Origin of the sequence: Nocardioides euryhalodurans (genome assembly GCF_004564375.1) — a bacterium.
In the GTDB taxonomy this organism is placed as follows: Bacteria; Actinomycetota; Actinomycetes; order Propionibacteriales; family Nocardioidaceae; genus Nocardioides; species Nocardioides euryhalodurans.
The window spans coordinates 1,464,936-1,489,068 of record NZ_CP038267.1; the positions used below are offsets into that span (position 1 = coordinate 1,464,936).

The following is a 24,133-nucleotide window of genomic DNA, read 5'->3' on the forward strand; positions in this document are numbered from 1 at the left end:
CTGGATTGCGGGGGCGTCACCGGGGACCCAGACTGAGACCGTGGATGCCGCGCGCGTGGGCGACTCGCAGCTGGGGCGGTTGCTGGGTGCGGCCGCCGTGGCGGGACCGCACTTTCGCCTCGTGGTGCTGGCGAAGGTCCTCCAGCTGGACCCGGATGCCTGTCTGGCTGCGGTGGACCGGGCCGTACGTGCGGGCGTCCTCGTCCTCGCGCCGGAAGGCGGGGAGGGGTGGTTCGCCGACGAGCAGACTCGTCGTGGGTTCGAGCGTGACCTGGCGCTGGCAGATCGGGCGGCACTCCATGTGCGGTTCGCGGACGTGCTGCAGCTGGAGCCCGGTCCGTGGCACGGCCAGGTGGCGCACCACCTGTCAGCTGCGGTCGCGGCCACCGTGGCCCCGATGTACCGGGCCAGGCTGCAGCTCGGCCTGGCTCGGGCAGCCGTGGTCGACGGGGATCTCAGGACGGCCCACGACGCCGCTCGGGCGGGGATCGCGACAGCCCGCCGAGCTGGCTCGGCGGAGCTGCTGGCGGAGGCGGCCCTGACGCTCGAGCCGGTGGGTGAGTCTGCCTGGGACGGCGACGTGCACCAGTGGTGTTCAGAGGCACTCGCGGCGCCGGGACTCGACGCGGAGACCCGGGTCCGGTTGCTCGCGCGGCAGGCCCAGGCTGCTGTGTACTGCGGCCGCTGGACCGAATCGCTCGTGCTGAGCGAGCAGGCGCTCCTCGCCGCCGAGGAGCTCGACGACTCCTCCCTCCTGGTCGAGTCGCTCACCGCCCGGCAGCTGGCGACGAGCGGGCCGGAGGACGTCGATGACCTGGTCCGGCTGGCCGCGCGCATGGCGGAGCTCGGGACGTCGACCGGTCGGGCCGACCTCGAGATGTGGGCGTGCCTGTGGCGCATCGACGCCCACTGGTTCGCCGGCGACCTGGCGGCGGTCGAGGTCGAGACGACCCGGCTCGCCAGCTGTGTCGAGCGCGTGGAGGTCCGCTCGAGCCGATGGCACCTCCTGGCGGCTCGCGCGACGCTGGCGCTGGCCAGGGCGGAGTTCGAGCGGGCCGCGCGTCTGCACGGTGAAGCGGTCGAGCTCCTGGAGCGGATCGGGCATCCGGCCGGGCACGGGGCGTCGGTGTCCTTCCGAGTGCTGCTGGGCCACCACGTCGGACACGCCGAGGACCTCCTCGACCCCGGGGTGTGGGAGTTCGGCACGGATCCGCGTTGGGCGCTGGGGGCACGCCTGTTCCGCGCGTTCGTCCTGGCGGAGTGCGGCAGCACCGCGGAGTCGGCCGCGGCGTACCAGCGATGCGGCGCTCCCCAGACCTGGGACCTTCCACGGCTGGCCGTGCTCCCGGTGTGGGCGATCGCGGCCAGGGTCGCAGCCGCCGTGGGTGCCGACCGGGACGTCGGGTACCTGCGTGGCCGGTTGGAGCCCCATCGTGGGCGGTTCGTCGTGGGTGGCGGCGGCGCGACGACGTGCCTGGGTCCGGTGGAGCTGACGCTGGGGGTGTGTGCGAGCGCCCTCGGCGAGGGCACCGCGGCCTCCGACCTCCTCCGCCGGGCCAGCGCCTCGTGCCACGAGACCGGTACGCCGGGCTTCCAGGTGGAGGCCGACTGCCTCCTCGCCGAGGTCCTGCACCGGTCCGGGGACCGGGTCGCGGCGGGCAACGTCGCCCGGGACGCCGTACCGCTGGCGCGCACCCTGGGGATGAGACCCTGGCTGACCCGGCTGGAGCAGGTGGCGGCCGTGGACGACCCGCTGAGCCCACGGGAGCGGGAGACAGCGGTGCTGGTGGCGGAGGGGCTCAGCAACCGGCAGATCGCGGCCAGGCTGGTCATCTCCGAGCGCACGGCGCAGAACCACGTGCAGCACATCCTGGGCAAGCTCGGCTTCGTGAACCGGGCCCAGATCGCAGCATGGATCGAGCGCACCCGTCCCCACTGAGCAGCCGGATGAGCAATTCGCACGATGCCACCGCCCGCTCCGGGCGCGAGGCTGTCACCCATGACGCAGCCCGACCCGCAACCCAGGAGCGACCTCGCGTTGTGGGAGGCCGCCACCACGGCGTACCGGAAGAAGGTCGACGGGGTGGCGCCTCCACCGGGCGCCAACCAGCGCACCGAGGCGGCCCGGGCTCGGCTCGCGGTCGGGCGAGGCCCGCAGCCCGTCGTCGACCTGTTCGTCGACCCGATCTGCCCCTACACGTGGGTGGCCGCGTGCTGGTTGCGGGAGGTCGGGCGACGTCGCCCGGTCGACGTGCGTCACCACGTGATGAGCCTGCACCTGCTGAACGCCGGCGGGGTGCTCGAGAAGCGCTACGCCGCGATGGTCGGGCCTTCTCGGGTGGCGACGGCGGTGCTCCAGCGTCACGGTGGCGATGCGATGCGCGACTGGCACGCCGAGTTCGGGCACCGGATCTTCGATCGCTGGCGCTACCCCTCCCCCAGGGAGTACCGCGCAGCCACGCGCGAGGCGCTGGTGGCCGCCGGCCTGCCGCCCGGCCTGGCGGACGCAGCGCGGTCCGACGCGTACGACGACACGCTCCGTCAGGGCACGGACGAGGCGATCCTTCCCGTGGGGCTCGACGTCGGCACCCCGGTCATCCACCTCGACGGCGTCGCCTTCTTCGGTCCGATCCTCAACTCGGTCCCCCTCGGTGACGCGGCTCTGCGCCTCTTCGACGGTGTGCGCCTCTTGGCCGCGAGTCCCGACTTCTTCGAGCTGAAGCGCACGCGCACCTCTCCTCCCGACGTCTGGTACTCGCGGGGCGGCGCCCACGAAGGTGCACTCCCGTGACCCCGGACGCGCTCTGGTCGGCGATCGACACCCAGCGGCTGCGGGTCAGCCACCTCCTCGACGACCTGACGCCCGCACAGTGGGAGACCCCGTCGCTGTGCGACGGCTGGACCGTGAAGGACGTGGCCGCACACCTGACCCTCCAGCAGTTGACCCTGGGGCCCGCGGTGCGGGCGGGCCTGCGGCATCCCGGCAGCCTGAACCACGTCATCTGGGCCTCGGCGCACGACCGAGCCAGCCTCTCGACCGAGCGGCTGACGGCCGAGATCCGTGGCACCGTGGGCTCCCGCCGCCACAACCTCGGCGTCACCCCGCTCGAGACGCTCATCGACGTCGTCGTGCACGGCCAGGACATCGCCCTCCCCCTGGGGCGGGAGCTCGCGGTGCTCCCGTCCGCCGCGACGACGGTCGCGGACCGGGTGTGGTGGAGCCGCTCCACCCGGATGGGCCGCGTGAAGTCGAAGGTGTTCGCCCAGGTGGACCACCAGGGTCTCCGGTTCGCGGCGACGGACGCGGACTGGTCGGCCGGGGACGGGCTCGAGGTCCATGGCCCGCTGCTGTCCATCGTGCTCGTGCTCACAGGTCGCCCGGCCGGCGCGGACTCCCTGAGCGGCCCCGGCGCCTCCCGGCTGCGCGACGACCCGGCGGTGCGGGGGCCGTGGCCCCGACGCCGCGTCCGTCGGGGCACCTGATGGCGGCGCGCCCGGGAGCGAGACCCGGGACAAGCCTCGGGGTGTGGGTCGCTGGCACGTCCTGGTCGTGTGGCGCGGCGGGCCGGGACCACCCGCTGTGCCGGCGCGCTCTGGCGCCCGTCGCCAGCAGTTCCTACGATGAGCTCGCCTGGGGACACACCCTCGCGGGCAGGCACCAGCCGAGGAGCACCGTTGCGCCGCTTTCCGAGCCGCCGGAGCTCGATCCGCACGATGTGTGCCGCGTCGGCGACCTTGCTCGCAGCGGTGCTGCTCACCGCGTGCACGAGCGTGGACGGCACCGACCTTCCCGACGACGTCGAGCGCACGGGGTTGGCGTCCGGCGAGGAGACCGAGCTCAGCGTCCTCACGTACAACATCGAGTACAGCGGCGACCGGTCCACGGACGCGGTGATCGAGGACGTCGACGCGGACGTCGTGGGGGTGCTCGAGTCGTACGATCGCCTCCCCGAGATCGCTGAGCAGACCGGATATCCCTACTACAACCTCGGCCTCCAGCTGCTGTCGAAGTACCCCATCCACGAACCCTCGGGCGCCGACGGCCTGTATGCGCTGATCGAGGTCGAGCCGGGCTACGTGGTCGCGATGTTCAACACCCACCTCGACTACGTGAGGTACGGACCGAGGCTCTACCTCGGCGGGATGCCGTTGGCGGACGTGCTCGCCTCCGAGGACGACGTGCGCACCCGCTCGATCGAGGTGCTGACCCCGAGCATGCAGGCCCTGCTCGAGGAGGGCTACCCGGTCTTCCTCACCGGTGACCTCAACCAACCCTCCAGCCTCGACTACACCGAGGAGACGGTCGGCATGCGCAAGGGCGTCACCGAGGCGATCCCGTGGCCGGTGAGCGAGGCGTTGCTCGACATCGGCATGCGCGACACCTTCCGCGAGATCCACCCCGACCCGGTCGAGAACCCCGGCCTCACCCACGGCAACCCCGACTTCAAGCAGGGCGGCTTCGGCGACCGGATCGACTACCTGTACGCCGGAGGCCCGTCGGTCACGCGGACCAGCGAGCTCGTCGGGGAGGTCGGGGGGCCCGACGTCGACCGCGAGTACGAGCCCTGGACGTCCGACCACCGTGCCGTGCTGTCGACGTTCGAGGTGACCCCGGTCGAGCTGCGCCGGACGCTGTCCCTCGATCGCCGGCTGCTCACCGAGGGCGAGGAGCTCGGCGTGCGCCACCACGCGCCGGGGAGCGAGCAGAGCACGATCTCGATCGTCCCCGAGGGTGGGTCGCCGGACGACGCTCTCGCGTCGGAGACCGTCACCGGCGAGTCGGGCACCACCTCGTTCGACACCGGATCCCTCGACCCGGCCGGCTACGACGTCGTCCTGGCGAGCACGGACGGGACCGAGCTCGAGCGCAACTCCTTCTGGCTGCGCTCGGAGGAGGAGGACGTGACGCTGACGACCGACAAGCCGACGTACGCGACGGGTGAGCCGATCGAGGTGACCTGGGACGACGGGCCCGCGAACCGGTGGGACTGGATCGGGGTGTACGAGGCGGACGCGGCCGACCCCGAGCAGGACGACTACCTGCTGTGGGGCTACACAGGCGGGCACGACGCCGGCGCACTGCCTCCGGCGACCTTCGGGGCGATGACGATGGGCCCGGACTCTCAGGGGCGTCCCTGGCCGCTCCCCCCGGGCGACTACCGGATCCACTACCTGCTCGCCGACCAGTACGACTCCGCCGGGTACGTCGAGGTGACGGTGGAGCAGGCGGGGTTAGGGTCGGGGTGATGGATGCGTCGAGCGACTACTGCGAGCTGTGCGACCTGCCGAGGTCCCAATGCGTTCACGGCATACCGCCGCCGTCCCCCACTGAGCCTGCCAGGACTCCACCCAGGCCGAGGAAGCGACCCGCCGCACGAGCGCGGTCCACGACCGAGGACACGCCCGTCACCCGGCGCTGGACGCCCCCAGAGGTGTTCAAGCCGCTCATCGTCACGGTCCTCGAGGACGCCGGGGGTGAGCTGGAGGCCGCCGAGGCACTCGAGGCGCTGGAGGTCCTGGCCGGCGACCGGCTGCTCCCCGGCGACGGGGAGGAGACCCCCCAGGGCGAGCTCCGCTGGCACTACGCCGCTCGCCGTGCCCGGGCGGCGCTGGTCGACGACGGCGTGATGACGAAGAACAAGCCGGGTGTCTGGGAGCTGGTCGCCACCGCGACGGTGGAGTGACCTCCACCCGGGGCACGTGAGCCCCCACGACGCAAGGACGCCCCGGTCCGACAGTCGGACCGAGGCGTCCTCGTCACCTCGCTGGTTCCCTGACGGGGGCCAGCCGGCGGTTCAGCGCCGGAACGCCTGGAACTCCGCCGCCTTCACGACTGCCGCCACCGTCGGCGCCCCGGTCGGGCAGTCGGTGTTGGTGGCCGGGTCGTTGTCCTGGTCACCCTGGAAGTCCGGCCCGCCCGTGCACTGGTTGGTGAGGACCTCCAGCCGCAGGTGCGTCGCCCTGGTCCGCGTGATCTCGAACGAGGCGTGGTTGAGGTCCGGGGCGGTCGGGCGCATGCCGTCGCCCGGGAACGCGTCCGGCCTGCTGACGAACACCCGGTCGAAGGACGCGGGGTCGGCGCAGTCGGATCCCCTCGTGGCGTCGCACGCCAGCACCGCGAACCGCCGGAGCGCGTTGAACCGGCTGCCGGACTCGTAGAAGGCGCTGACGCCCACCCGCCGGACCTGCTCCGCCCGCGATCCTGCGAGGTCCACGGTGACCCCGAGCCCCTCGACGTCGGCCCGCTCGGCGGACCAGTCGGTCGCCTCGGTGCCGTCGAGCAGCTGCTCGGTGTCCACACCGTCGCCCGTGGCGGTCGCGCCGTTGGCCGACGCCGCGAGGTTCTCCTCCACGCGCACCGGCACGTCGCGCACCTGACCGGCGCGCACCTGGAAGGAGAACCGCTGGTGGCCGACCTCAGGGCCGACCGCGAGCGCCTGGTAGGTGCCCGGCACCATCGCCACGGTGTCGCCGAGCGAGGTGGCGGGGTCGGTGTCGGCCACGGGGCTGGACTGGTCCTCGTACTCACCGATGTAGATCCTCACCGGCGAACCGGCCGAGGGACCGGTGGGCGTGAAGGTCACCTCGGCGTCGTCGGCGAAGGGCGAGGCGAAGCTCGGCACCGGGTTGGTGTCGTTGGGGCCCGCAGAGGACGCCCCCTCCCCCAGCCCGCGCCCGGCGAACGCGTCCCAGATGATGTCCTGGTTGGCGCCGTCGAAGCGCAGCTCGTCGGCCACCAGCATCGCGTCCCGCATGTCGACCATGGAGACCTGACCGGTCGCCGGGACGAGCCAGGCGTCGAAGACCAGCTGCATCCACCGGCGGCTGCCGGGGCACTGGTCGGCGGCGCGGTCACCGTCGAAGCACGCCCGCAGCTGGGCCGCGTTCCCCTTGCCGTAGCGGTCGATGAAGGCCTGCCGCACGGTGAAGTTGGTCGCGGACCAGATCTCACCCTCGGAGTGGACGCTCTGACCGACGACGTCGTAGCCGACGTTGGAGTAGTTGAGCGTGCTCCGGGACATGTCGTAGTTCCGGATGCCCTGCCGGTCGTCGCCGGTCACGTACGCACCGGTGACGTAGGGGGTGTCGCCCTTGGGCCGCTCCCCCAGCTCGTGGAGGTACTCCATGGCGACCAGGTCGGACCAGCTCTCGCCCATGCCACCGGCCTGGTAGCCCGAGAGGCCGGCGTCCGGCCCGGCGATCATCCGGTTCGAGATCAGGTGGGTGTACTCGTGCCCGATCACGGTGCCGTCGAAGTCGCCGTCGACGCAGGGGACGTACGCGCCACCCGCGACCGGCTGCCAGAGGTACATGTTGCTCCAGGGCGCCACCCCGTCGGGGGTGGAGTACTGGTTGGCGTTGTCGCGGATGCCGAGGCGCGCACCCGACTGCGCCTTGCCGACCTCGGGGTCGTTGCCGTCCTCGCCCTGGTCGAAGTTGCTCTGCTGGGCGTTCCAGGTCTGCTCGGTGAACCCGAGCTGGTAGGAGAAGTCGTGCAGCCGGTTGTGGTGGGCGAACAGGCTGGCCGTGGCCGCGTCGACGTCGTTGCCGTCGTCCTCCGTCAGCGTTGCCGGGTCACACTGCTCCTCCTGCCAGATGTTGTCGAACGTGTAGTCGTAGGTCCGGTCCTCGCGCGGCAGTGCCGGCCGCTCGATCGCGCGCAGGTTCGGCGGGAGGTCCCACGACTTGCCCGAGGTGGCGTTGTTGCCGATCGTCGTGTCGGTGGGCTCCCCGGTCACCGGGTCGACGTCCCACGGCAGCGGCGAGGCGCCGTTGTCGACCGCGTCGTCGCAGCCGAGGGCCGCGGTCCAGCACCAGGTGTCACGCTCGGTGGTCTCGTAGTCGGCCGGCGTCGAGGGGAACAGGTCCCAGGACGGGTTGTCCTCGTCGAGGTGGTCGACCAGGCTCTCGCGCACCAGCAGCTCCCCGCTGACCGCGTCGATCAGCACGGTGTAGGCGGCACCGTGCCCGCCGTCCTCGGCCAGGACCACCTCGTACGCGCGCCGGGCGCCGTCGCTCGGCGTCGGCACGGCGACCTCGCGGACCCGGAGCACGGTCGTCTCGTCCGCCCTGAGGTCGGCGGCCTCGATCGCACGCACCTCGGCCTCGGCCTCGTCGAGGGTCGCCTCGGCCAGTGCTCCGGTGTCCCGCGACAGCGTCGACGAGGCGTGGAGCGCGGCACCGTCGCGGACGGCGACGGTCACCAGGCCGCCCTGCGTGGTGACCAGGCCGTCGACGCGCTGACGCAGCGTCACGACCGCCCCGGGACCGATCCGGGTCACGGCGAGCGTCTCCAGGTCCTCGACGTCGGCGGCGTCGAGGCCGAAGAGCGTCAGGTTGTCCCTGAGGTAGGCGCGTGCGGCCGCCTCGGGCCCGGCCGGGAGGCCGGTCGCGATCGGCGCCCGTGCGGCGCTGACGGTGGCGGGCGTACCGAAGTCGTTGAAGCTCACCTCCCCCCGCGCTCGTTGTCCGGCCGTTCGCTGGGCCGCGGTGGGGGCGAGGTCGCCGCTGCGGCGGTCGATGTCGCGATGGTCGGTCCCGTTCCCGAGCAGCCCGCCGGCGAGGTCACTCGCACGACTGGTCGGCTGGTCGGATGGGCTGGCACTTGCCACCGGGAGGACCGCGCTGCCGGCGATGGCCGCCGCGGCGAGTCCTGCGATGACACCCGAGATGGTGCGACGCATGAGGGGTCTCCTTCGAAGAGCGTCTCTGTCTGCACTTGTCGGTCTCGAATCTTCCACGCGGCCCGCCATCGCGCCAGAGAGGAGACCCCACCAATTCAGGTCGACCGGCGGGCTGGCTGCGCAACCGGGGGCCGACCTCGTACACTGGCAGCTCCGGCACGTGCTGAGCGGGTGCCGAGACCGGATTGAAGGCCCCTGTCGGGTGGCGATCGCCGCCGGTCTCGATGATCTCCCGGGGGCAGCACAGGTCTCCAGGACTGCCGGCCGCCCGACGGGCGGGCCGCTGAGGCGAGTTCGGTGTGTCCGGGGCGGACGTCGTACGAGGAAGAGAGCTGTTGGTTGGCCACCAAGCGTGAGAACCGGTCCGGCGGGAGTCGGCGAGGCAGGCGTGCCCCTGCCCGCAGGCAGGGCGACGGCGGCCTGATGGCCGTCCTGGCGAAGGCCGTCCGCGAGATCGACATCGCGGTCGAGCGCCGTCAGATGACCGCACGCCACCGGGCACGGTTCCAGGCGATCGCGCTGCTCGCCCGCGCCGAGCGGGCCCGCATCCTGGCCGACGACGCGGCCACCGAGGCCCAGCGCGACAACCAGCTCCGGCGCCTCGACGGCGTGGCCACCAACCTGGCCCGTACGGCGGCCCGCGAGCCGTCCCTCTTCTCGCTGCTCCAGGAGGACGCCGAGATCACCGAGGCGACCCGGGAGCTGCAGCGCGAGATGCAGCGCGACGCCGGCCTCGAGCCCGAGCCCGAGGAGACGGCAGCCCCCTCCGAGGAGGCCTCGCGCACCGAGCGCAGGGCGGTCCCTCAGTCGGTGGTGTCGGCCCAGCTGGCCAACCCGTTCCTGGTCCCCGACTTCAGCCAGGCGCGACCCAAGGCCAAGGGGCGGCTGGCGGGCTGGGAGCTGATCGGCCCGGTCCTCAACGCCTTCGAGCACCCCGCCCCGGGTGCCCCCGCCTGCATGGAGCTCCCCGAGCCCCGGGCGACTGCCGTCCCCCCGGGCACCGAGCTGATGCCCCACCAGTCACGCGTGCTCTCCGCCGTCGCGGAGGGCCACCGCACCTTCCTGCTGGCCGACGAGCCCGGCCTCGGCAAGACCGCCCAGGCGCTGCTCGCCGCCCAGGTCGCCAACGCCTACCCGCTCCTCGCGGTGGTCCCCAACGTCGTCAAGACCAACTGGGCCCGCGAGGCCGAGCGGTGGACCCCCCACCGGTCGGTGTCGGTGATCCACGGCGACGGCGAGACCATCGACGGCTTCGCCGACATCGTGGTCGTCAACTACGAGGTGCTCGACCGCCACGTCGACTGGATCGGCAAGCACGGCTTCCGCGGGGTCGTGGTCGACGAGGCCCACTACATCAAGAACAAGAAGTCGCAGCGCTCCCAGCAGGTCATCGAGGTCTCCGAGCGGGTCCGCAACCGGATCGCCCGCCCGCTGCTGATGGCGCTCACCGGCACCCCGCTGATCAACGACATCGAGGACTTCCGGGCGATCTGGGAGTTCCTCGGCTGGGTCGGCGAGCGCAAGCCGGGAGACGACCTGCTGGCCGCGCTCGAGGACACCGGGATGACCCCGGCCGACCACGCCTTCTACCCCGCCGCCCGGCAGGCCGTGGTCGACCTCGGCATCGTGCGTCGCAAGAAGGTCGACGTCGCCGCCGACATCCCCGCCCGCCGCGTGGCCGACCTGCCGGTCGAGCTCGAGGGTGCGGTCGGCCGCTCGATCGCCGAGGCCGAGCGGCAGCTCGCGCAGCGGCTGGTGGGCCGCTATCGCGCGGCGCTCGAGCACCGCAAGGCACGCACCGGCGAGGAGGTCGACGGGATCGACCCCGAGCTCGTACGCCGGGTGGCCGAGCGTGAGGTCGCCGAGAGCAGCGACGACGACACCAGCGGCGACAACGTGTTCGCGATGGTGCGACGGATCGGGCAGGCCAAGACCGAGCTCGCCGCTGACTACGCCGCCCAGCTGGCGCGCAGCGCCGGCAAGGTCGTCTTCTTCGCCAAGCACAACGACGTGATGGACGGCGCCGAGCAGTTCTTCGCCCAGCGTGGGATCAAGCACACCTCCATCCGAGGCGGCCAGACCTCGAAGGCGCGGCAGGAGGCCATCGACGCCTTCGTCAACGACCCGGACGTCCACGTGATCGTCTGCTCGCTGACCGCGGCCGGCGTGGGCATCAACCTCCAGGTCGCCTCCAACGTCGTCCTGGCCGAGCTCTCGTGGACCAACGCGGAGCAGACCCAGGCGATCGACCGGGTCCACCGCATCGGCCAGCAGATGCCGGTCACCGCCTGGCGGATCATCGCCGCGCAGACCATCGACGCGCGGATCGCCGAGCTGATCGACGCCAAGGCCGGCCTCGCCGCCCGGGCGCTCGACGGTGCCGACGAGGACGAGGCCGGCACGGTCGACGTCCAGGTCGAGGCGCTCGTGACGCTGCTGGCCGAGGCGCTGGAGTCGGAGACCGTCAGCAGCTGACGCCGGGCCGGCGCGTCGGGTGCGGGGATCTCGAGGCTCAGGCCCGGCGGCCTTCGCACCTCGATCACCGGGGCAGCGCGCCGTGCCCGGAGGTCGAGGTGCGAGCGGAGCGAGCCTCGAGACCCGGTGAGGGAGGCAGGGCCTCAGCCGTCGCCGGCGACCGACGCCAGGGACGCCGCGAGGATGTCGAGCCCGGACTCCAGCTCCTCGTCGCCGATCGTCAGCGGCGGCGCGATCCGGACGATGCCGCCCATGCCGGGGAGCTGGACGATGTTGAGGTGCAGGCCGCGCTCGAGGCAGGCCGCGGTCACGGCCCGGCCCAGCTCGTCGGCCGCCTCCTTCGAGGCCTTGTCGCGCACCAGCTCGACCCCCTGCAGCAGGCCCCTCCCCCGGACGTCCCCGACGACCTCGTGGCGGTCCTCGAGCTCGCGCAGGCGTTGCTGCAGTCGCTTCCCCAGGGTGGCCGCGCGGGCGACCAGCCCCTCACGCTCGACCACGTCGAGCACGGCCAGGCCCACCGAGGCGGCCAGCGGGTCGGAGACGTGGGTGGTGAAGAACAGGAAGCCCCGGTCGTGGCACACCGCCTCGATCTCGGTCGTGGTGATGACCGCCGCGACCGGCAGCCCCCCGCCGAGGGTCTTGGACAGGGTGAGGATGTCGGGGACGACGCCGTCGCGCTCGAAGGCGTACATGGTGCCGGTGCGGCCCACCCCGGTCTGCGCCTCGTCGAGGATCAGCAGCATCCCCCGCTCGTCGCAGAGCTCACGGAGGCGGCGGAGGTAGCCGAGCGGCAGCTCGATGATGCCGCCCGAGGACAGGATCGGCTCGACCAGGCAGGCCGCCAGGCTGCCGGACGACTGCTGGTCGACCATCCCGAAGCCGAACTCCAGCTCGGCCTCCCAGTCGTGGGAGCCGTCGGGGCGCCGGAAGGGTGACCGGTACGCGTTCGGGGTCGGCAACGAGAGGTTGCCCGGGGCCGGCGGGCCGTAGCCGCGGCGCCCGGCTGAGTACGTCGCGGCCCGCGCCCCCGACGTCATCCCGTGCCACGAGCGGTCGAAGGACACGATCTCGTAGTGCCCGGTCGCCAGCTGGGCGATCTTGAGCGCGGCCTCGTTGGCCTCCGCACCCGTGGTGAGCAGCAACGTCTTCGTCAACGGGTCGGGCACCGTGGCGTCGAGCCGGGTCGCCAGGTCGACCACCGGCCGGCTGAGCATCCCGCTGAACAGGTGGTCCAGCGTCGAGACCGACCCGGTCACCGCGCGGACGACGTCGGGATGGCTGTGGCCCAGGACGGCGCTCATCTGCCCGGACGTGAAGTCGAGGATCGCGCGGCCGCTGTCGTCGTGGACGTAGCTCCCGGCGGCCCGCTCGATGACCAGCGGCGCGAACGAGGCGCCGTAGCGCACCACGTGCCGGTCGACCCGGTCCCAGAAGTCGTCCGTCCCCATGCTCCGGCCCTCTCCTCGGCGTGCCCTTGCCCCATCATGCCCGGGTCGGTGTCCGGGCACCCGTCACGAGTCGTCGTGGAGTCGCAGGGTCTGCAGCCGACGACCGGCGTACGCAGTGGCGCCGATCGTGACGACGAGCAGCGCCACGAGGCCGGTGGAGAACTCGACGGCGGCGCCGATGCCGTAGCGGTAGGCGCCGTCGCCGAACACCTCCTTGGCGACCGCGAGCGACCACTGCTGGATGCTCAGGGTCTGCGCGCCGGGGACCAGGCCGCCGACGAGGGACTCCCAGATCAGCGCGTAGATCAGGCCGACGACCACCGCGTTGCGGGTGATCACCGCCAGGCAGAGGAAGACGGCGGCGTAGGCGACCCCGGCGACGAACGCGCCGGCGGCGTAGGCGACGGTCACGGAGCCCACCTCGCCGGTGAGCACCACCCCGGCGGCGAAGACCGGGAGCACCCCGAAGGCGGCGACGACGCCGATCGCCACCACCAGCTTGGTGAGCACGATCGTGTAGCGGTTGAGCGGCTTGGCGAGGAGGTAGACGATCGACCCCTCATCGATCTCCGGGCCGATCGAGCCGGTCCCGGCGATCAGTCCGAGCAGCGGCATCACGATCGCGATCCCGAACGCGGTCAGCAGGTCGGGCGCCAGCGGCCCGTCGAGCTCGGCGGCGATGCCGGGATCGAGGCCGGCGAGGATCCGCGCGAGCGTGCAGAGGCCGAGCAGCGCCAGCGGGAGCAGCATCAGCAGCAGGGTGCGCCTGCGGCCCAGCAGGCTGCGAGCGGTCAGCTGGGCGACGGTGCGGTTCATGAGCTCGTTCATCGCCGGGGTCCCCGTTCGGAGCGGAACGCAGTGAGCATTCGAATGGGGTGGCTCATCGCGTCACCAGGTAGGAGAAGACGGACTCCAGGGACTCGTCGGCGGGCCGGACCTCGAGCAGCCGGATGCCGTGCCGGGAGGCGACCTGCGGCAACGCGTGGACGAAGGCCGAGAAGTCGAGCGCCTGGACGTGCACGGTGGTGCCGCCGGCGCCGTCGGCCACCAGCTCCACGCCGGACGTCGAGGTCTCGGCGATCACGGCCGAGGCCAGGGCCCGGTCGTCGTCGGAGCGGATCGTGTACTGGTGGGGCCGCTGGGTCATCAGCCGCCTGATCTCCCGGAAGTCGCCCGAGGCCGCGTGCCGCCCGGCGACCATCACCTCGATCCGGCCCGCGATCTGCTCGACCTCCTCGAGGATGTGGGAGCTGAAGAGGATCGTCCGGCCCTGGTCGCCGAGCTCGTGGAGCAGGTCCATCAGGTGCATGCGCTGCCGCGGGTCCATGCCGTTGAACGGCTCGTCCAGCAGCAGCACCGTCGGGTCGTGGACGATCGCGGTCGCCATCTTGATCCGCTGCTTCATCCCCTTGGAGTACGTCCGGATGTCCCGGTCCTGAGCGTCGGCCATCTCGACGGTCGCGATGGCGCGCCTCGCGGCCGCCTCCGGGTCGGCCAGCTTGTGCAGCCGGGCGTTGGCCAGCACGAAGGCCCAGCCGCTGACCGCGTCGTACATCTCCTCGCGCTCGGGGACCAGTCCGACCTCGCGGTAGATCTCCGGGTCGCGGTAGAGCGGGCGGCCGTCGAGCGTGACCGTGCCGGCCGACGGTGCGAGGAAGCCCGCCATCATGTTGATCAGCGTCGACTTGCCGGCCCCGTTCGGCCCCAGCAGGCCGGTCACACCGGGCCCGAGGTGCATCGTGACGTCGTTGACGGCCACGACGTTGCCGTACCAGCGCGAGACCTGCTCGAGGTCCACGGTGCTCATGCGAGGCCCCCGCGGAATCGTGGGCTGGAGGAGCGGAGCGGGGGGAGTCCGCGATTCCGTGGGGTGTTCATGACAGTGCCTTCCGGTAGCGGCCCAGCAGGGCGGCGTAGCAGCCGACGACCAGCACGACCGCGACCACGCAGTAGACCGCCGCCATCACCGCTCCCTCCGGCGGCGTGGCCATCACCGAGTCGGAGCCGAGGACGCCGGTCATCACCCCGTCGACCAGCGAGAACGGCGAGAGCAACCCGGCGTACCCGGCGAAGGTGTCGTTGCCGAACTCCTCGGCCATGCCCCGGACGGCCGCCTGGATCCCCGAGAGCACCAGCAGCACGCCGACGACCGCGGCCACCCCGAGCCCGCGACGCGGTGTCATCGCGGCGACGACCAGCCCGATCCCGGCCAGCACCAGGGCCAGCACGACCGCCCCGCCCATCGCGCGGAGGTAGTCGGGCAGCTGCTCGTCGAGCGGCAGCTCCGCCAGCAGCGCGCCCGCGAAGAGGAGCGTGATCGGCAGCGCGACCAGGATGAACAGCGCGGTGGCCATGCCGGCGTACTTGGCCTGGACGTACTGCTGCCGGCTCAGCGGTCGCGAGAAGTAGAGCGGCGCCACCCGGAAGCGCAGGTCGCGCGACATCGCCGCCGGGGCCTGGGAGGCCACGAAGATCACGATCGCGACCTGCAGCGCGAAGTAGTAGGAGGTGTAGCTCAGCGGCAGCTGCGGGAAGCCGAAGTAGCCGGTGACGATCCCGATCGTGATCGCCGGCAGGGCCATCACGGCGAGCAGCAGGAACGGCATCACCTTCGACCGCGCCGAGCGGCCCAGGCCGAAGGCCCCCGCAGCGTGTCGACGAACAGCGAGCGCCGGATGTAGGCGGCCCCCAGTCGCGGTCCGTCGTAGTGGCGGTAGCCGATGTCGTGGATCGCGCCGGTGGGGCTCGTCGTCGGCTCAGACATGCTGCTCCTCCGCCGTGAAGATCTCGGTCATCCGGTGGCGCTGCCGCTCCATCCGGACCAGCCCGAGCCCGAGTGCGGCGACGCTGTCGCGCACCACGTCGTACGCCGACTCGTCGGTGACGTCGACGTGCAGCAGCCGGCCGTCGGCGCGGACCGTGACGCCCCGCCCGGACAGCCGGGCCAGCAGCGCCGCCGGGTCGTCGTCGACCTCGACGGTGACGACCGGCGTCGCGGCGGTGACCGACGCGGTGGTGGAGTGCTTCAGCAGCCGACCCCCGTCGATGACGACGATCCCGTCGCAGACGCGCTCCAGCTCACCGAGCAGGTGGGAGGTGACGATGACCGAGATGCCGAACTCGCTCCCGATCCGCCGGATCAGCTCCAGCATGTCGTCGCGACCGGCGGGGTCCAGCCCGTTGGTCGGCTCGTCGAGGAGCACCAGGCCCGGGTCGTGGACCAGGGCCTGGGCGAGCTTGATCCGCTGCTTCATGCCGGTGGAGTAGCCGCCCATGGGCCGGTAGCGCTCCTCGTAGGTCCCGACGTGGCGCAGGATGTCGGCCGTGCGCTCACGGGCGGCGGTCGCCGGCAGCCCGGACATCCGCGCCATGTGGACGACGAACTCGGTGGCGGTCACGTCGGGCGGCAGGCAGTCGTGCTCGGGCATGTAGCCGACACGCTCGCGGATCGCCGGGCCCTCGGTGGCCACGTCGAGGCCGAGCACGCCGGCCGTCCCCGAGGTCGCCGGCAGCAGGCCGAGCAGGATCTTGAGCATCGTGGACTTGCCGGCGCCGTTGGCGCCGACCAGCCCGGTGATGCCGGGCTCGACGGTGAACGTCAGGTCGTCGAGGGCGGTGACGCGGCCGAACCGCTTGGTCAGCCCCTCGGTCCGGATCAGCACGTCTCCCCCTGTCCTCACGACCAGCGTGCCACGGTCGGGGGCATGCGTGCTCACTCGTGGGGTGTTCACTCGTCCACCCACTCGAGCAGGTCACCGGGCTGGCAGTCGAGCACCCGGCACATCGCCTCGAGGGTGCTGAAACGCACCGCCTTGGCCCGGCCGTTCTTGAGCACCGCCACGTTGGCCGGGGTCAGCCCGACCTGCTCGGCGAACTCCCCCACGCTGAGCTTGCGGCGGGCGAGCTCCACGTCGATGCGGACCACGATCGGCATCGCTCAGATCACCGCGTCCATGTCGGACCGCAGCGCGGTGGCCTGGCGGAGCAGGGCCCGCATCACGAACATCAGCAGCCCGAGGACGGCGCCGGCGAGCAGCACGATGCCCATCAGGAGCGGGAGGCCGGGATCGTCGCTGGTGGCGAAGACGAACACCGCGAGACCCGCCCAGACCAGCCACGCGGCCACGATGGCGCCGATGATCAGGTCGACCCAGCGGAAGGCCGCGTCGCTGAAGATCCGGTCCTCGCGGACCATCCCCAGCAGCATCCAGGTGGCGACGACGACCACCTGCACGCAGATCAGCTCCACCTCGAGCACCACCAGCAGCGGGTAGTGCCAGAACGGGTCGGCGCTCTGCTCCGCGTTGTAGGCGAGGGTCCCCGGGATGCTCATCACCTGCAGCAGCAGGATCGCTGCGAAGGCGAGCACCAGCAGGCCGCGGAGCACGAACACCACCCGATCGGTCGTCATCATGGATCGACTATCGGGCCTTACCTATCGATTGTCAATCGATATCACTCGACTCACGAGATCGTGTCGCGACGCCCTCCGACTCCGTCGGCTGCCGGAAGGCGGCTCCGGTCCCGGCGGCCAGGCTGATGAGCCCCGCGGCGACGGCGTACCAGAGCCAGCGCTCCTGGACCGGACCGCACGCGGCCGGGCCGGCGCCGCCCTCGGCGGAGACGACGATCCCCGGGCAGCTCTGCTCGTCCCCGTCGACGACGACCGTCGGGCCGGTCACGAGCAGCAGCGCGGCCGCCACTCCGAAGACCACGGACACGAGGACCAGCACCACCCGGGGCATGCCTCCATGCTAGGCACGCCGGCCGCCGCGGCCGGGGAGCCCGCCGGGTCTCCGGCCTCAGCCCGCCGTCGACCGCAGCGGCTGGGCGTGCTCGACCGCCCAGTCCAGCGCCTGGTCGGCGACGGCCTCCCAGCCGGGAGCAGCGCACGTCCAGTGGTCGCGCCCCTCGAGCTCGACGTACTCGGTCAGGGCGGGCGACTTCTTGTAGTGCTTGTAGTTCGACCTGTTCACCGACGGCGGCATGATGTGGTCCTCCGCCCCGGCGATGAAGAGCAGCGGCGCGCGGTCGGCGGAGTAGTCGACCCAGGTCTCCTGGTGGCCGGGCTTGAAGTTGGCGATCAGCCCGTAGTCCCAGACCCACTTCCCCGGCGCGGCGATCGCGTAGCGGTCGTACGCCGCCTGCGAGGCCTCCGCGTCCAGCGTGTTGGTGAACGCGTAGTGGAACTGCTCGGCCGTGAAGCCCACGGCCTGGTGTCGCTTGGCGGGGTTGTTGAGCGCCGGGAACAGGCTCTTGACCTGGGACACCGGGTTGACCCGGACCCCCTCGGTCGGCGCGGAGTCGATGGCCACTCCTGCGGCACCCAGGCCGCGGGCGAGCAGCATCTGGGTCAGGGCTCCCCCGAACGAGTGGCCCATGATGATCGGCGGGGTGTCGACGGACCGCACCACTGAGGCGAGGTGGTCGATGGTCGCGACGATGTCGGCCTCCGCGATCGGGGTGGGGTCCGCCCGCAACGCCTCCACCTCGACCTCGAAGCCCGGGTAGGCCGGGGTCAGGACGCGGAAGCCGCGAGCCTCGTAGTGGGTCACCCAGTGCTCCCAGCTGCGGGGGGTCATCCACAGTCCGTGGACCAGGACGACGGTGTCGGGCCGGTCGTTCATGTGCGGTTCCTCTCAGGAGTCGATGAAGGCGAGCAGATCGGCGTGCAGCCGGTCGCGGTCGGTGTCGGGCAGGGCGTGGCCACTGCCCTCGTAGACGGTCAGGACCGCTCCGTCGACCATCCCGACGGAGCGCTTGCCGCCCACCTCGAAGGGCACGATCTGGTCGTCGTCCCCGTGGATCACCAGGGTCGGGACGTCGACCTTGGCGAGGTCCGGGCGGAAGTCGGTGGCCGAGAAGGCGGCGATGCACTCGTACGCCGCCCGGTGGCCGCACGCCATGCCCTGCAGCCAGAACGCGTCACGGAAGCCCTGGGCCACGTCCCCGTTGCGGTTGTGCCCGAAGAACGGGCCGTCGGCGAAGTCGCGGTAGAGCTGCGAGCGGTTGGCGGCCTCGCCCGCCCGGATCCCGTCGAAGACCTCGATGGGCAGGCCCTCCGGGTTGTCGTCGGTGCGCAGCATCAGCGGCGGTACGGCGGCCACCAGCACCAGGCCGGCCACGCGGCTCGTGCCGTGGCGACCGACGTACCGCACGATCTCGCCGCCCCCGGTCGAGTGGCCGACCAAGGTCATGCCGGTCAGGTCGAGGGCGTCGACCAGGCAGGCCAGGTCGTCGGCGTAGGTGTCCATCTCGTTGCCGTTCCAGGTCTGGCTGGACCGGCCGTGGCCGCGCCGGTCGTGGGCGATGGCCCGGTGGCCGTGCTCGGCGAGGAACCTCGCGGTCGCCTCCCAGGCGTCGCTGTTGAGCGGCCAACCGTGGCTGAGGACGACGGGACTCCCCCCGTCGCCCCAGTCCTTGTAGAAGATCTGCGCGCCGTCGTCGGCGGTGACATAGGGCATGGCGTCCTCCTCGGCTGGGTGATCCCAGCGTCGTGCGGACGGTCAGGGCCCGGACCACGTGGCGTGCGTAGTCCGTCAGCCCGCATCCTCCGCCGTCACCGGAGCCAGCCGGTCGGAGAGCTGCCGGCGTGAGGAGATGCCGAGCTTCTGGAAGACCTTCCGCAGGTGGTAGTCCACGGTGTTGACGCTGAGGAACATGGTGGCGCCGATCTCGGCGTTGGTGCTGCCGGACGCCGCGAGCCGGGCGACCGTGAGCTCCTGGGTGGTCAACCCCGGTCCCTGCCCGGCTCCCGGCTCCCGCGGCGCCTCACCCGTGGCCTCGAGCTCGTGCCGCGCCCGCTCGGCGAACGCGGGTGCCTCGCTGCGCTCGAAGAGGTCGGTGGCCCGACGCAGGTGGTCGCGAGCCTGCCGGCGACGCCTGGCGCGGCGCAGCCACTCGCCGTAGAGGAGGTGGGTCCGGGCCAGCTCCACGTCCACCTCGGTCGGCTCCAGCGCGGCGAGGGACCGCGTGAAGTGCTCCTCGGCCGCGCCGTCGTCCACGAGCGCCCGCGATCGCGCCGCCACGCCGGCGTTCCAGGGCGAGCCGTTGGCGGCTGCCAGCCGCTCGAGCCGGTCCACGAACGGGAGGGCCTCCTCGGGTCGACCGCTCCGGACCGCGGCCTCCACGAAGTCGGCGTACTCCAGGGGCGTGACCTGCAGGAACGGGTCGTCGACGAACGGTCGGAGCCGCTCGAACGCCCCCTCGTAGGCGCCCTCGGCCAGGTCGCGCACGGCGAGCGCGGTGATGCCGGAGGCGTGCACGCCACCCATCCCGATGGTGCGCGCCTGCTCGGCGAACAGCTCCACCTGCTCCCGCGGCGCGCCCGTCCACGCGAGCACCGCCGGGTTGACCACGTGCTCGGACTGGTAGCCGATGGCGCGGCGAAGGTCGCGGACCTGCTCGACGCACTGGGCAGCGCGGCGGGGGGTGCCCGCCCGGAGCTCGGAGAGCGACATCGACCAGAGGACCATGTCCAGGACCCGCAACGAGCCGAGGTCGCGGGCAGCCTCGGCGGTTCGCTCCAGCCCGGCTCGCATGCCGTGCGCGTCCCAGAGAGCGCTGGTGAGGACGAGGCTGATCGCGCCGTAGGTGAGCAGCTGCTCGTCGGCAAGGGCCGCGATCGCGCCGACCGCCTTACGCATCAGCGGCACCGCCTCCGCGTAGGGCATCGTCAGGTGTGCTGCCAGGCCCCGCAGGATCGTCGCCGCGACCCCGTCCTGCAGCTCGGCCCCCTCCTGCAGCCGCTTGCCGAGCTCGGAGATCGAGACGCCGGTGGCGAGCCGCTCCGCAGGGAGCAGGAAGTAGAGCGCCTGGATCAAGGTGTCCTGCGCGGCCGTGAGGTCGTACGCCGACATCGCCTCGGCCGCGACCAGCAGGTCGGCCGAGGCGTGCCGCAGCGCCGGGTCGGCGGTGAACATGGCGACGCTCGCGCGGACCGCCGCCATCCGCCCCCGGGCCAGCGGGTCGAGCAGGTCCTCGTCGACCTCGTCGAGCATCCCCTTGGCGAACTGGGCGACGCCGGCAGCGAGCGCCGCCTCGGCGGCCGCGACCAGCCGGGCGTAGCCGAGGGCACGGTCCGGCGTCAGCGCCGCCGCCTGCACCAGCACGCTCGCCCGCGACACGAAGCCCCCGCGGAGGCCGGCGAGGTCGGCGACGCTCTCCAGCCGGTCCGCGACCGCCGCGTCGGTGCCCACGGTCGCCTTCGCGGAGTGCCAGGCCTCGAGCTCCGCCGCGCCGAGCCCGGACGCCGCCCCGGCGAGCGCGGCGTGGACCCGCCGTCGGTCGGCGCCGTGTGCCGCCCCGTACACCGCCGCTCTGACCAGGGGGTGCCGGAACCTGACGGTGAGGTCGAGCTCGACCAGTCCGGCGGCCTCGGCCTCGTCGCCGGCCGTCGGCGCGATGTCGAGCGAGCCGGCGGCCGACCGGATCATGTCCAGGTTGCCGGTGGAGTCGGCGGCGGCGACCAGCAGCCAGTGCTGCTGGTCCTCGCTGAGGAGCCGCACCCGTCGCAGGTAGTGCGCCTCGAGGTGGTGCCCGACCGGCACCGGCTCGTCGGCGAAGCTCGACTCGGCGAGGCGCGTGGCGTTGAGCTCCACGGCCAGGTCGGTCAGGGCGAGCGGGTTGCCACCCGTGGCCGCCGCGATCTGGGTCGCCACCGCCGGGTCGATCGGCTCGGGCAGCCGGGAGGCCAGCAACCGGACGGCGGCGTCGTGCGACAGGCCGGTGAGCCGCAGGACGGGGACTCCGGCCATCCGCTGCTCGACCTCGGCGACGTCGCGGCTCGCGAAGACCAGCACCGCCGACTCGGCCTCGAGCCGGCGCGCCACGAACGCGAGCGCGTCGAGGGACTCGGAGTCCAGGAAGTGGGTGTCGTCGACGGCACAGGCGACGGGGGCGACCTCTCCGGCGGCCGCGAGCAGCCCGAGGATGCCGAGCCCGACCAGGAACCGGTCAGGAGGTGGTCCGACGGCCGAGCCGGTGGCCACGCGCAGCGCCTGCTGGTGGCGTTCGGGCAGCGTCGCGACGTGCTCGCGGAGCGGGATCATCAGCCGGTGCAGCGCGGCGTACGGGATCGTCGACTCGGCCTCGTGCCCGTCTGCCCGGAGCACCCGGAAGTCGGCGGGGGCGGCAGTGGTCGCTCGCAGCAGGGTGGTCTTCCCGATGCCGGGCTCGCCGACGAGCAGCAGCGCGCCGCCGCGGCCGTTGCGTGCGTTCGCGACCAGGCGGTGGACCTGCTGCAGCTCCGGGTCCCGTCCGAGGATCGGGCCCTCCCCTCCCATGAGCGACGACTGTATCCACGTGCGGGGCCGGTGACGAGGGCACGACTACGCATCCCACGTGGTCCGGCCGCCGCCGGCGGCCGCCGAGGGTGGTCGGGTCCGACCGACCCGAGGAGACCCACCATGTTGACTGCCCCACCGCGGCGTACGCGCCGCGCCTCCACCGCGCTGGCTGCCGGGCTGGCCGCGCTGCTGCTGCTCGGCACGAGCTCGCTGACCGCTGCCGCCCCGACCCTGGGAGCCGAGGCGCGTGGCGTACCGGCCCGCGCGGCGACGCCGCCTTCCGAGAAGCCCACCGTGGTGCTGGTGCACGGCGCCTTCGCCGACTCCAGCGGCTGGAACGCCGTGGCGTCGCGGCTGCTCGGCAAGGGCTACCCCGTGATCGCCTTCTCCAACCCGCTGCGCGGCCCGCTCGACGACGCGGCGTACCTCCGCGACTTCCTCGACACCATCGAGGGACCGGTCGTGCTCGTCGGCCACTCCTACGGCGGAGCGGTCATCACCAACGCCGCGACCGGCGACCCGGACGTGACCGCGCTCGTCTACGTCGCGGCCTACGCGCTGGCCGAGGGCGAGAGCGTCGCGGCCGCCAACAGCCTCGGCGGCGGGCACGGCGAGGTGACCGACCACCTGGTGCTGCGTCCCTTCCCCGGCGCGACCGGCGGCAACGCCGACGCCTACATCGACCCTGCCCACTTCCACCGGCTCTTTGCGCAGGACCTCGACCGGCGGACGGCCGCGGTGATGGCCGCCACCCAGCGCCCGGGTGCGCTGGCGGCGCTCGTGACGTCGTCCGGACCGCCCGCGTGGGAGTCGATCCCGAGCTGGTTCATGGTCGCGAGCGATGACCGGATCATCCCGCCGGAGGCGGAGCGGGCGATGGCCGAGCGCGCCGGCTCGACGACCGTCGAGATCGACAGCTCGCACGTCCCGATGATCAGCCACCCGGGTGCCGTCGTCCGCCTGATCAGGTCCGCGGCGGGGAGCTGACGCGGGTCAGCCCACGCGGAAGGTGACCCAGGTCGACTTCAGGCCCAGCATCGAGCGCATGGTGTCGCCGGTGACGGTGACGGTGTTCTTCGAGCCGACCAGCCGGAGCGAGGCGACGCGGCCGTTCCACTGTCCGTTGCCGTCCCGGCGCACCACGACGATGCGGCGCAGGTTGCCGAGGGCCGGCCAGGTCGACTCGAGCCTCCGGTCCGTGACCGTGACCGACCAGCTGCGGTTGGGGTTGCCCGACCAGCCGTCGTACGCGTCGGCCCTGGCCTGCTGGTAGGGCAGCGAGCCCGCGACGCTCCAGCCGCCGTTGCTGGAGCTGAACTGGGTGAAGGCGGGGGCGCCGTCGTGCCGCAGCACGCGGCGCCGGGTGGCCCGGATCGCCGCGTCGGAGGCCGGGTGCTCGGCCGCCACCCCGCCGTAGACCTGGCTCTGGGTGGTGTCGTAGACGTCGAACGCCGAGGAGCGCGGGTGGGCGCGCTCGTACGCCGCATAGGTGCGGGCGGCGACCGCCTGGGACCGCACCGCCTCCGGGCTCCACAGGGCGGGCATCTCCAGGGGGACGACGCCGCGGAGGTAGTACTCGAGCCGCACCGTGTTGACGGTGACCCGGCCGCCGGACAGCGGGAGGGCCGAGACCCGGCCGCGGTAGGCGCGGGTGCCGCCCGGCGTCACCAATGTCACGGGCTCGGTGCCGGCCGAGAAGGCGCCGCTGCCGGCGAGCGTGCGCCACGTGCGCCAGCGGTTGCCGAGCCACTGCACGCGGTTGGCGCCGTCGAGCCAGATCACCCGCCAGCGGGTGGTGTCCCGCTCCGGGAGCGGCCAGCTCTTCCCTGCGCCGAGGTCGTGAACGACCAGCCCGGAGCGCGGGACGACCACGAGGTCGTCGGTCGTGTCGGCGGAGACGTGGACGTCGATGGTGCCGCGGGCACGGCCGACCGTGGTGCCGGGGTAGTAGAAGTCCGTGATCTGCCGCCACGTGAGTCCCTCGCGGGCCGCACCCTCGGCGCCGTACTGCGACATCCCACGGCCGTGGCCGTAGCCGTGTCCCTTGATCGTGATCGAGGCCGAGGCCGGGACCGCCCAGCGGTCGGCCGCGGCCGCCGGGGAGATGACCAGGCCGCCGGCGAGGACGGCGAGGCTCGCGACGAGGGCGGTGCCGAGGCGGGACATGGGAGGACTCCGGGGCGTGTGTGACGACGGTGACGGATGGTGCTCGAGGGAATGGCACCACGTCCCGCGGGTG

Annotated in this window: 21 protein-coding genes; 7 read left to right on the top strand and 14 right to left on the bottom strand. The window is 72.6% G+C overall.

Annotated features, from left to right (window positions below; all coding sequences use genetic code 11):
• Positions 1 to 40 precede the first annotated feature (40 nt).
• From EXE57_RS06870 to EXE57_RS20160, 5 genes are all read left to right on the top strand, one after another.
• Positions 41 to 1,939, top strand: a complete 1,899-nt coding sequence (locus EXE57_RS06870; RefSeq protein WP_135075494.1) for a helix-turn-helix transcriptional regulator — start codon at positions 41 to 43, stop codon at positions 1,937 to 1,939.
• 60 nt (positions 1,940 to 1,999) lie between these two features.
• Positions 2,000 to 2,791, top strand: coding sequence for a mycothiol-dependent nitroreductase Rv2466c family protein (locus EXE57_RS06875; protein WP_208542992.1), 792 nt, complete (start codon positions 2,000 to 2,002; stop codon positions 2,789 to 2,791).
• Positions 2,788 to 3,483, top strand: a complete 696-nt coding sequence (locus EXE57_RS06880) for a maleylpyruvate isomerase family mycothiol-dependent enzyme (RefSeq protein WP_135075497.1) — start codon at positions 2,788 to 2,790, stop codon at positions 3,481 to 3,483. The genes EXE57_RS06875 and EXE57_RS06880 overlap by 4 nt, the downstream gene beginning before the upstream one ends.
• Positions 3,484 to 3,714: 231 nt before the next feature.
• Positions 3,715 to 5,247 (top strand): endonuclease/exonuclease/phosphatase family protein, encoded by a 1,533-nt coding sequence (locus EXE57_RS06885; RefSeq protein WP_135075500.1) that lies wholly within the window; start codon positions 3,715 to 3,717, stop codon positions 5,245 to 5,247.
• Between the two features lie 185 nt (positions 5,248 to 5,432).
• Positions 5,433 to 5,684: a hypothetical protein gene (locus EXE57_RS20160; protein ID WP_244247036.1), complete on the top strand. Its 252-nt coding sequence runs from the start codon at positions 5,433 to 5,435 to the stop codon at positions 5,682 to 5,684.
• 111 nt (positions 5,685 to 5,795) lie between these two features.
• On the opposite strand, the gene EXE57_RS06895 is transcribed toward EXE57_RS20160, so the two are convergent.
• Positions 5,796 to 8,684 carry a M36 family metallopeptidase gene (locus tag EXE57_RS06895; RefSeq protein ID WP_135075509.1) on the bottom strand — a complete coding sequence of 963 codons (2,889 nt, stop codon included), beginning with the start codon at positions 8,682 to 8,684 and terminating at the stop codon, positions 5,796 to 5,798.
• A 423-nt stretch (positions 8,685 to 9,107) separates the two neighbouring features.
• Between EXE57_RS06895 and EXE57_RS06900 the strand changes: the two genes are divergently transcribed.
• Entirely contained in the window at positions 9,108 to 11,159 is a 2,052-nt protein-coding gene (locus tag EXE57_RS06900; protein WP_135075512.1) for a DEAD/DEAH box helicase, read from the top strand.
• Between the two features lie 143 nt (positions 11,160 to 11,302).
• On the opposite strand, the gene EXE57_RS06905 is transcribed toward EXE57_RS06900, so the two are convergent.
• The 12 genes from EXE57_RS06905 to EXE57_RS06955 form a co-directional block, all read right to left on the bottom strand.
• A complete protein-coding gene (locus tag EXE57_RS06905) occupies positions 11,303 to 12,607 on the bottom strand; it encodes an aspartate aminotransferase family protein (RefSeq protein WP_135075515.1) in 1,305 nt (434 codons plus the stop codon).
• Between the two features lie 63 nt (positions 12,608 to 12,670).
• A complete protein-coding gene (locus tag EXE57_RS06910) occupies positions 12,671 to 13,423 on the bottom strand; it encodes an ABC transporter permease subunit (protein ID WP_208542993.1) in 753 nt (250 codons plus the stop codon).
• A 64-nt stretch (positions 13,424 to 13,487) separates the two neighbouring features.
• The gene (locus EXE57_RS06915; protein ID WP_135075523.1) at positions 13,488 to 14,414 is read right to left on the bottom strand and encodes an ABC transporter ATP-binding protein; all 927 of its coding nucleotides are present in this window, start codon (positions 14,412 to 14,414) and stop codon (positions 13,488 to 13,490) included.
• A gap of 67 nt (positions 14,415 to 14,481) precedes the next feature.
• Positions 14,482 to 15,213, bottom strand: coding sequence for an ABC transporter permease (locus tag EXE57_RS06920; RefSeq protein ID WP_208542994.1), 732 nt, complete (start codon positions 15,211 to 15,213; stop codon positions 14,482 to 14,484).
• Positions 15,213 to 15,371, bottom strand: coding sequence for a hypothetical protein (locus tag EXE57_RS19935; protein ID WP_208542995.1), 159 nt, complete (start codon positions 15,369 to 15,371; stop codon positions 15,213 to 15,215). Before EXE57_RS19935 ends, EXE57_RS06920 begins: the two co-directional genes overlap by 1 nt.
• Positions 15,364 to 16,287, bottom strand: a complete 924-nt coding sequence (locus EXE57_RS06925; RefSeq protein WP_244247037.1) for an ABC transporter ATP-binding protein — start codon at positions 16,285 to 16,287, stop codon at positions 15,364 to 15,366. Before EXE57_RS06925 ends, EXE57_RS19935 begins: the two co-directional genes overlap by 8 nt.
• Before the next feature lie 47 nt (positions 16,288 to 16,334).
• Positions 16,335 to 16,541 (bottom strand): helix-turn-helix domain-containing protein, encoded by a 207-nt coding sequence (locus EXE57_RS06930; protein WP_135075526.1) that lies wholly within the window; start codon positions 16,539 to 16,541, stop codon positions 16,335 to 16,337.
• 3 nt (positions 16,542 to 16,544) lie between these two features.
• Entirely contained in the window at positions 16,545 to 17,021 is a 477-nt protein-coding gene (locus EXE57_RS06935; protein WP_135075529.1) for a DUF2975 domain-containing protein, read from the bottom strand.
• 31 nt (positions 17,022 to 17,052) lie between these two features.
• Complete coding sequence (locus EXE57_RS06940) at positions 17,053 to 17,352, bottom strand: hypothetical protein (protein WP_135075532.1); 300 nt, start codon at positions 17,350 to 17,352, stop codon at positions 17,053 to 17,055.
• Between the two features lie 57 nt (positions 17,353 to 17,409).
• Complete coding sequence (locus tag EXE57_RS06945; RefSeq protein ID WP_135075534.1) at positions 17,410 to 18,234, bottom strand: alpha/beta hydrolase; 825 nt, start codon at positions 18,232 to 18,234, stop codon at positions 17,410 to 17,412.
• 12 nt (positions 18,235 to 18,246) lie between these two features.
• On the bottom strand, positions 18,247 to 19,071 hold the full coding sequence (locus tag EXE57_RS06950; protein WP_135075536.1) for an alpha/beta fold hydrolase: 825 nt from the start codon (positions 19,069 to 19,071) through the stop codon (positions 18,247 to 18,249).
• 75 nt (positions 19,072 to 19,146) lie between these two features.
• Positions 19,147 to 21,891 (bottom strand): helix-turn-helix transcriptional regulator, encoded by a 2,745-nt coding sequence (locus EXE57_RS06955; RefSeq protein WP_167305844.1) that lies wholly within the window; start codon positions 21,889 to 21,891, stop codon positions 19,147 to 19,149.
• Between the two features lie 123 nt (positions 21,892 to 22,014).
• Here EXE57_RS06955 and EXE57_RS06960 point away from each other — a divergent pair, with 123 nt between their 5' ends.
• A complete protein-coding gene (locus EXE57_RS06960; RefSeq protein ID WP_135075542.1) occupies positions 22,015 to 22,881 on the top strand; it encodes an alpha/beta fold hydrolase in 867 nt (288 codons plus the stop codon).
• Between the two features lie 6 nt (positions 22,882 to 22,887).
• Here the strand turns inward: EXE57_RS06960 and EXE57_RS06965 are convergent, their stop codons facing one another.
• Positions 22,888 to 24,060, bottom strand: coding sequence for a SpoIID/LytB domain-containing protein (locus tag EXE57_RS06965; RefSeq protein WP_135075545.1), 1,173 nt, complete (start codon positions 24,058 to 24,060; stop codon positions 22,888 to 22,890).
• Positions 24,061 to 24,133 lie beyond the last annotated feature (73 nt).

What these genes read in the sequence shown, in the direction of transcription:
- EXE57_RS06875 (WP_208542992.1), top strand. Translation starts at nt 2,000, where the DNA reads ATGACGCAGCCCGACCCGCAACCCAGGAGCGACCTCGCGTTGTGGGAG.
- EXE57_RS06885 (WP_135075500.1), top strand. Translation starts at nt 3,715, where the DNA reads ATGTGTGCCGCGTCGGCGACCTTGCTCGCAGCGGTGCTGCTCACCGCG.
- EXE57_RS06895 (WP_135075509.1), bottom strand. Translation starts at nt 8,684, where the DNA reads ATGCGTCGCACCATCTCGGGTGTCATCGCAGGACTCGCCGCGGCGGCC.
- EXE57_RS06900 (WP_135075512.1), top strand. Translation starts at nt 9,108, where the DNA reads ATGGCCGTCCTGGCGAAGGCCGTCCGCGAGATCGACATCGCGGTCGAG.
- EXE57_RS06905 (WP_135075515.1), bottom strand. Translation starts at nt 12,607, where the DNA reads ATGGGGACGGACGACTTCTGGGACCGGGTCGACCGGCACGTGGTGCGC.
- EXE57_RS06910 (WP_208542993.1), bottom strand. Translation starts at nt 13,423, where the DNA reads ATGAACCGCACCGTCGCCCAGCTGACCGCTCGCAGCCTGCTGGGCCGC.
- EXE57_RS06915 (WP_135075523.1), bottom strand. Translation starts at nt 14,414, where the DNA reads ATGAGCACCGTGGACCTCGAGCAGGTCTCGCGCTGGTACGGCAACGTC.
- EXE57_RS06920 (WP_208542994.1), bottom strand. Translation starts at nt 15,213, where the DNA reads ATGCCGTTCCTGCTGCTCGCCGTGATGGCCCTGCCGGCGATCACGATC.
- EXE57_RS19935 (WP_208542995.1), bottom strand. Translation starts at nt 15,371, where the DNA reads ATGTCTGAGCCGACGACGAGCCCCACCGGCGCGATCCACGACATCGGC.
- EXE57_RS06930 (WP_135075526.1), bottom strand. Translation starts at nt 16,541, where the DNA reads ATGCCGATCGTGGTCCGCATCGACGTGGAGCTCGCCCGCCGCAAGCTC.
- EXE57_RS06935 (WP_135075529.1), bottom strand. Translation starts at nt 17,021, where the DNA reads ATGATGACGACCGATCGGGTGGTGTTCGTGCTCCGCGGCCTGCTGGTG.
- EXE57_RS06940 (WP_135075532.1), bottom strand. Translation starts at nt 17,352, where the DNA reads ATGCCCCGGGTGGTGCTGGTCCTCGTGTCCGTGGTCTTCGGAGTGGCG.
- EXE57_RS06945 (WP_135075534.1), bottom strand. Translation starts at nt 18,234, where the DNA reads ATGAACGACCGGCCCGACACCGTCGTCCTGGTCCACGGACTGTGGATG.
- EXE57_RS06950 (WP_135075536.1), bottom strand. Translation starts at nt 19,071, where the DNA reads ATGCCCTATGTCACCGCCGACGACGGCGCGCAGATCTTCTACAAGGAC.
- EXE57_RS06955 (WP_167305844.1), bottom strand. Translation starts at nt 21,891, where the DNA reads ATGGGAGGGGAGGGCCCGATCCTCGGACGGGACCCGGAGCTGCAGCAG.
- EXE57_RS06960 (WP_135075542.1), top strand. Translation starts at nt 22,015, where the DNA reads ATGTTGACTGCCCCACCGCGGCGTACGCGCCGCGCCTCCACCGCGCTG.
- EXE57_RS06965 (WP_135075545.1), bottom strand. Translation starts at nt 24,060, where the DNA reads ATGTCCCGCCTCGGCACCGCCCTCGTCGCGAGCCTCGCCGTCCTCGCC.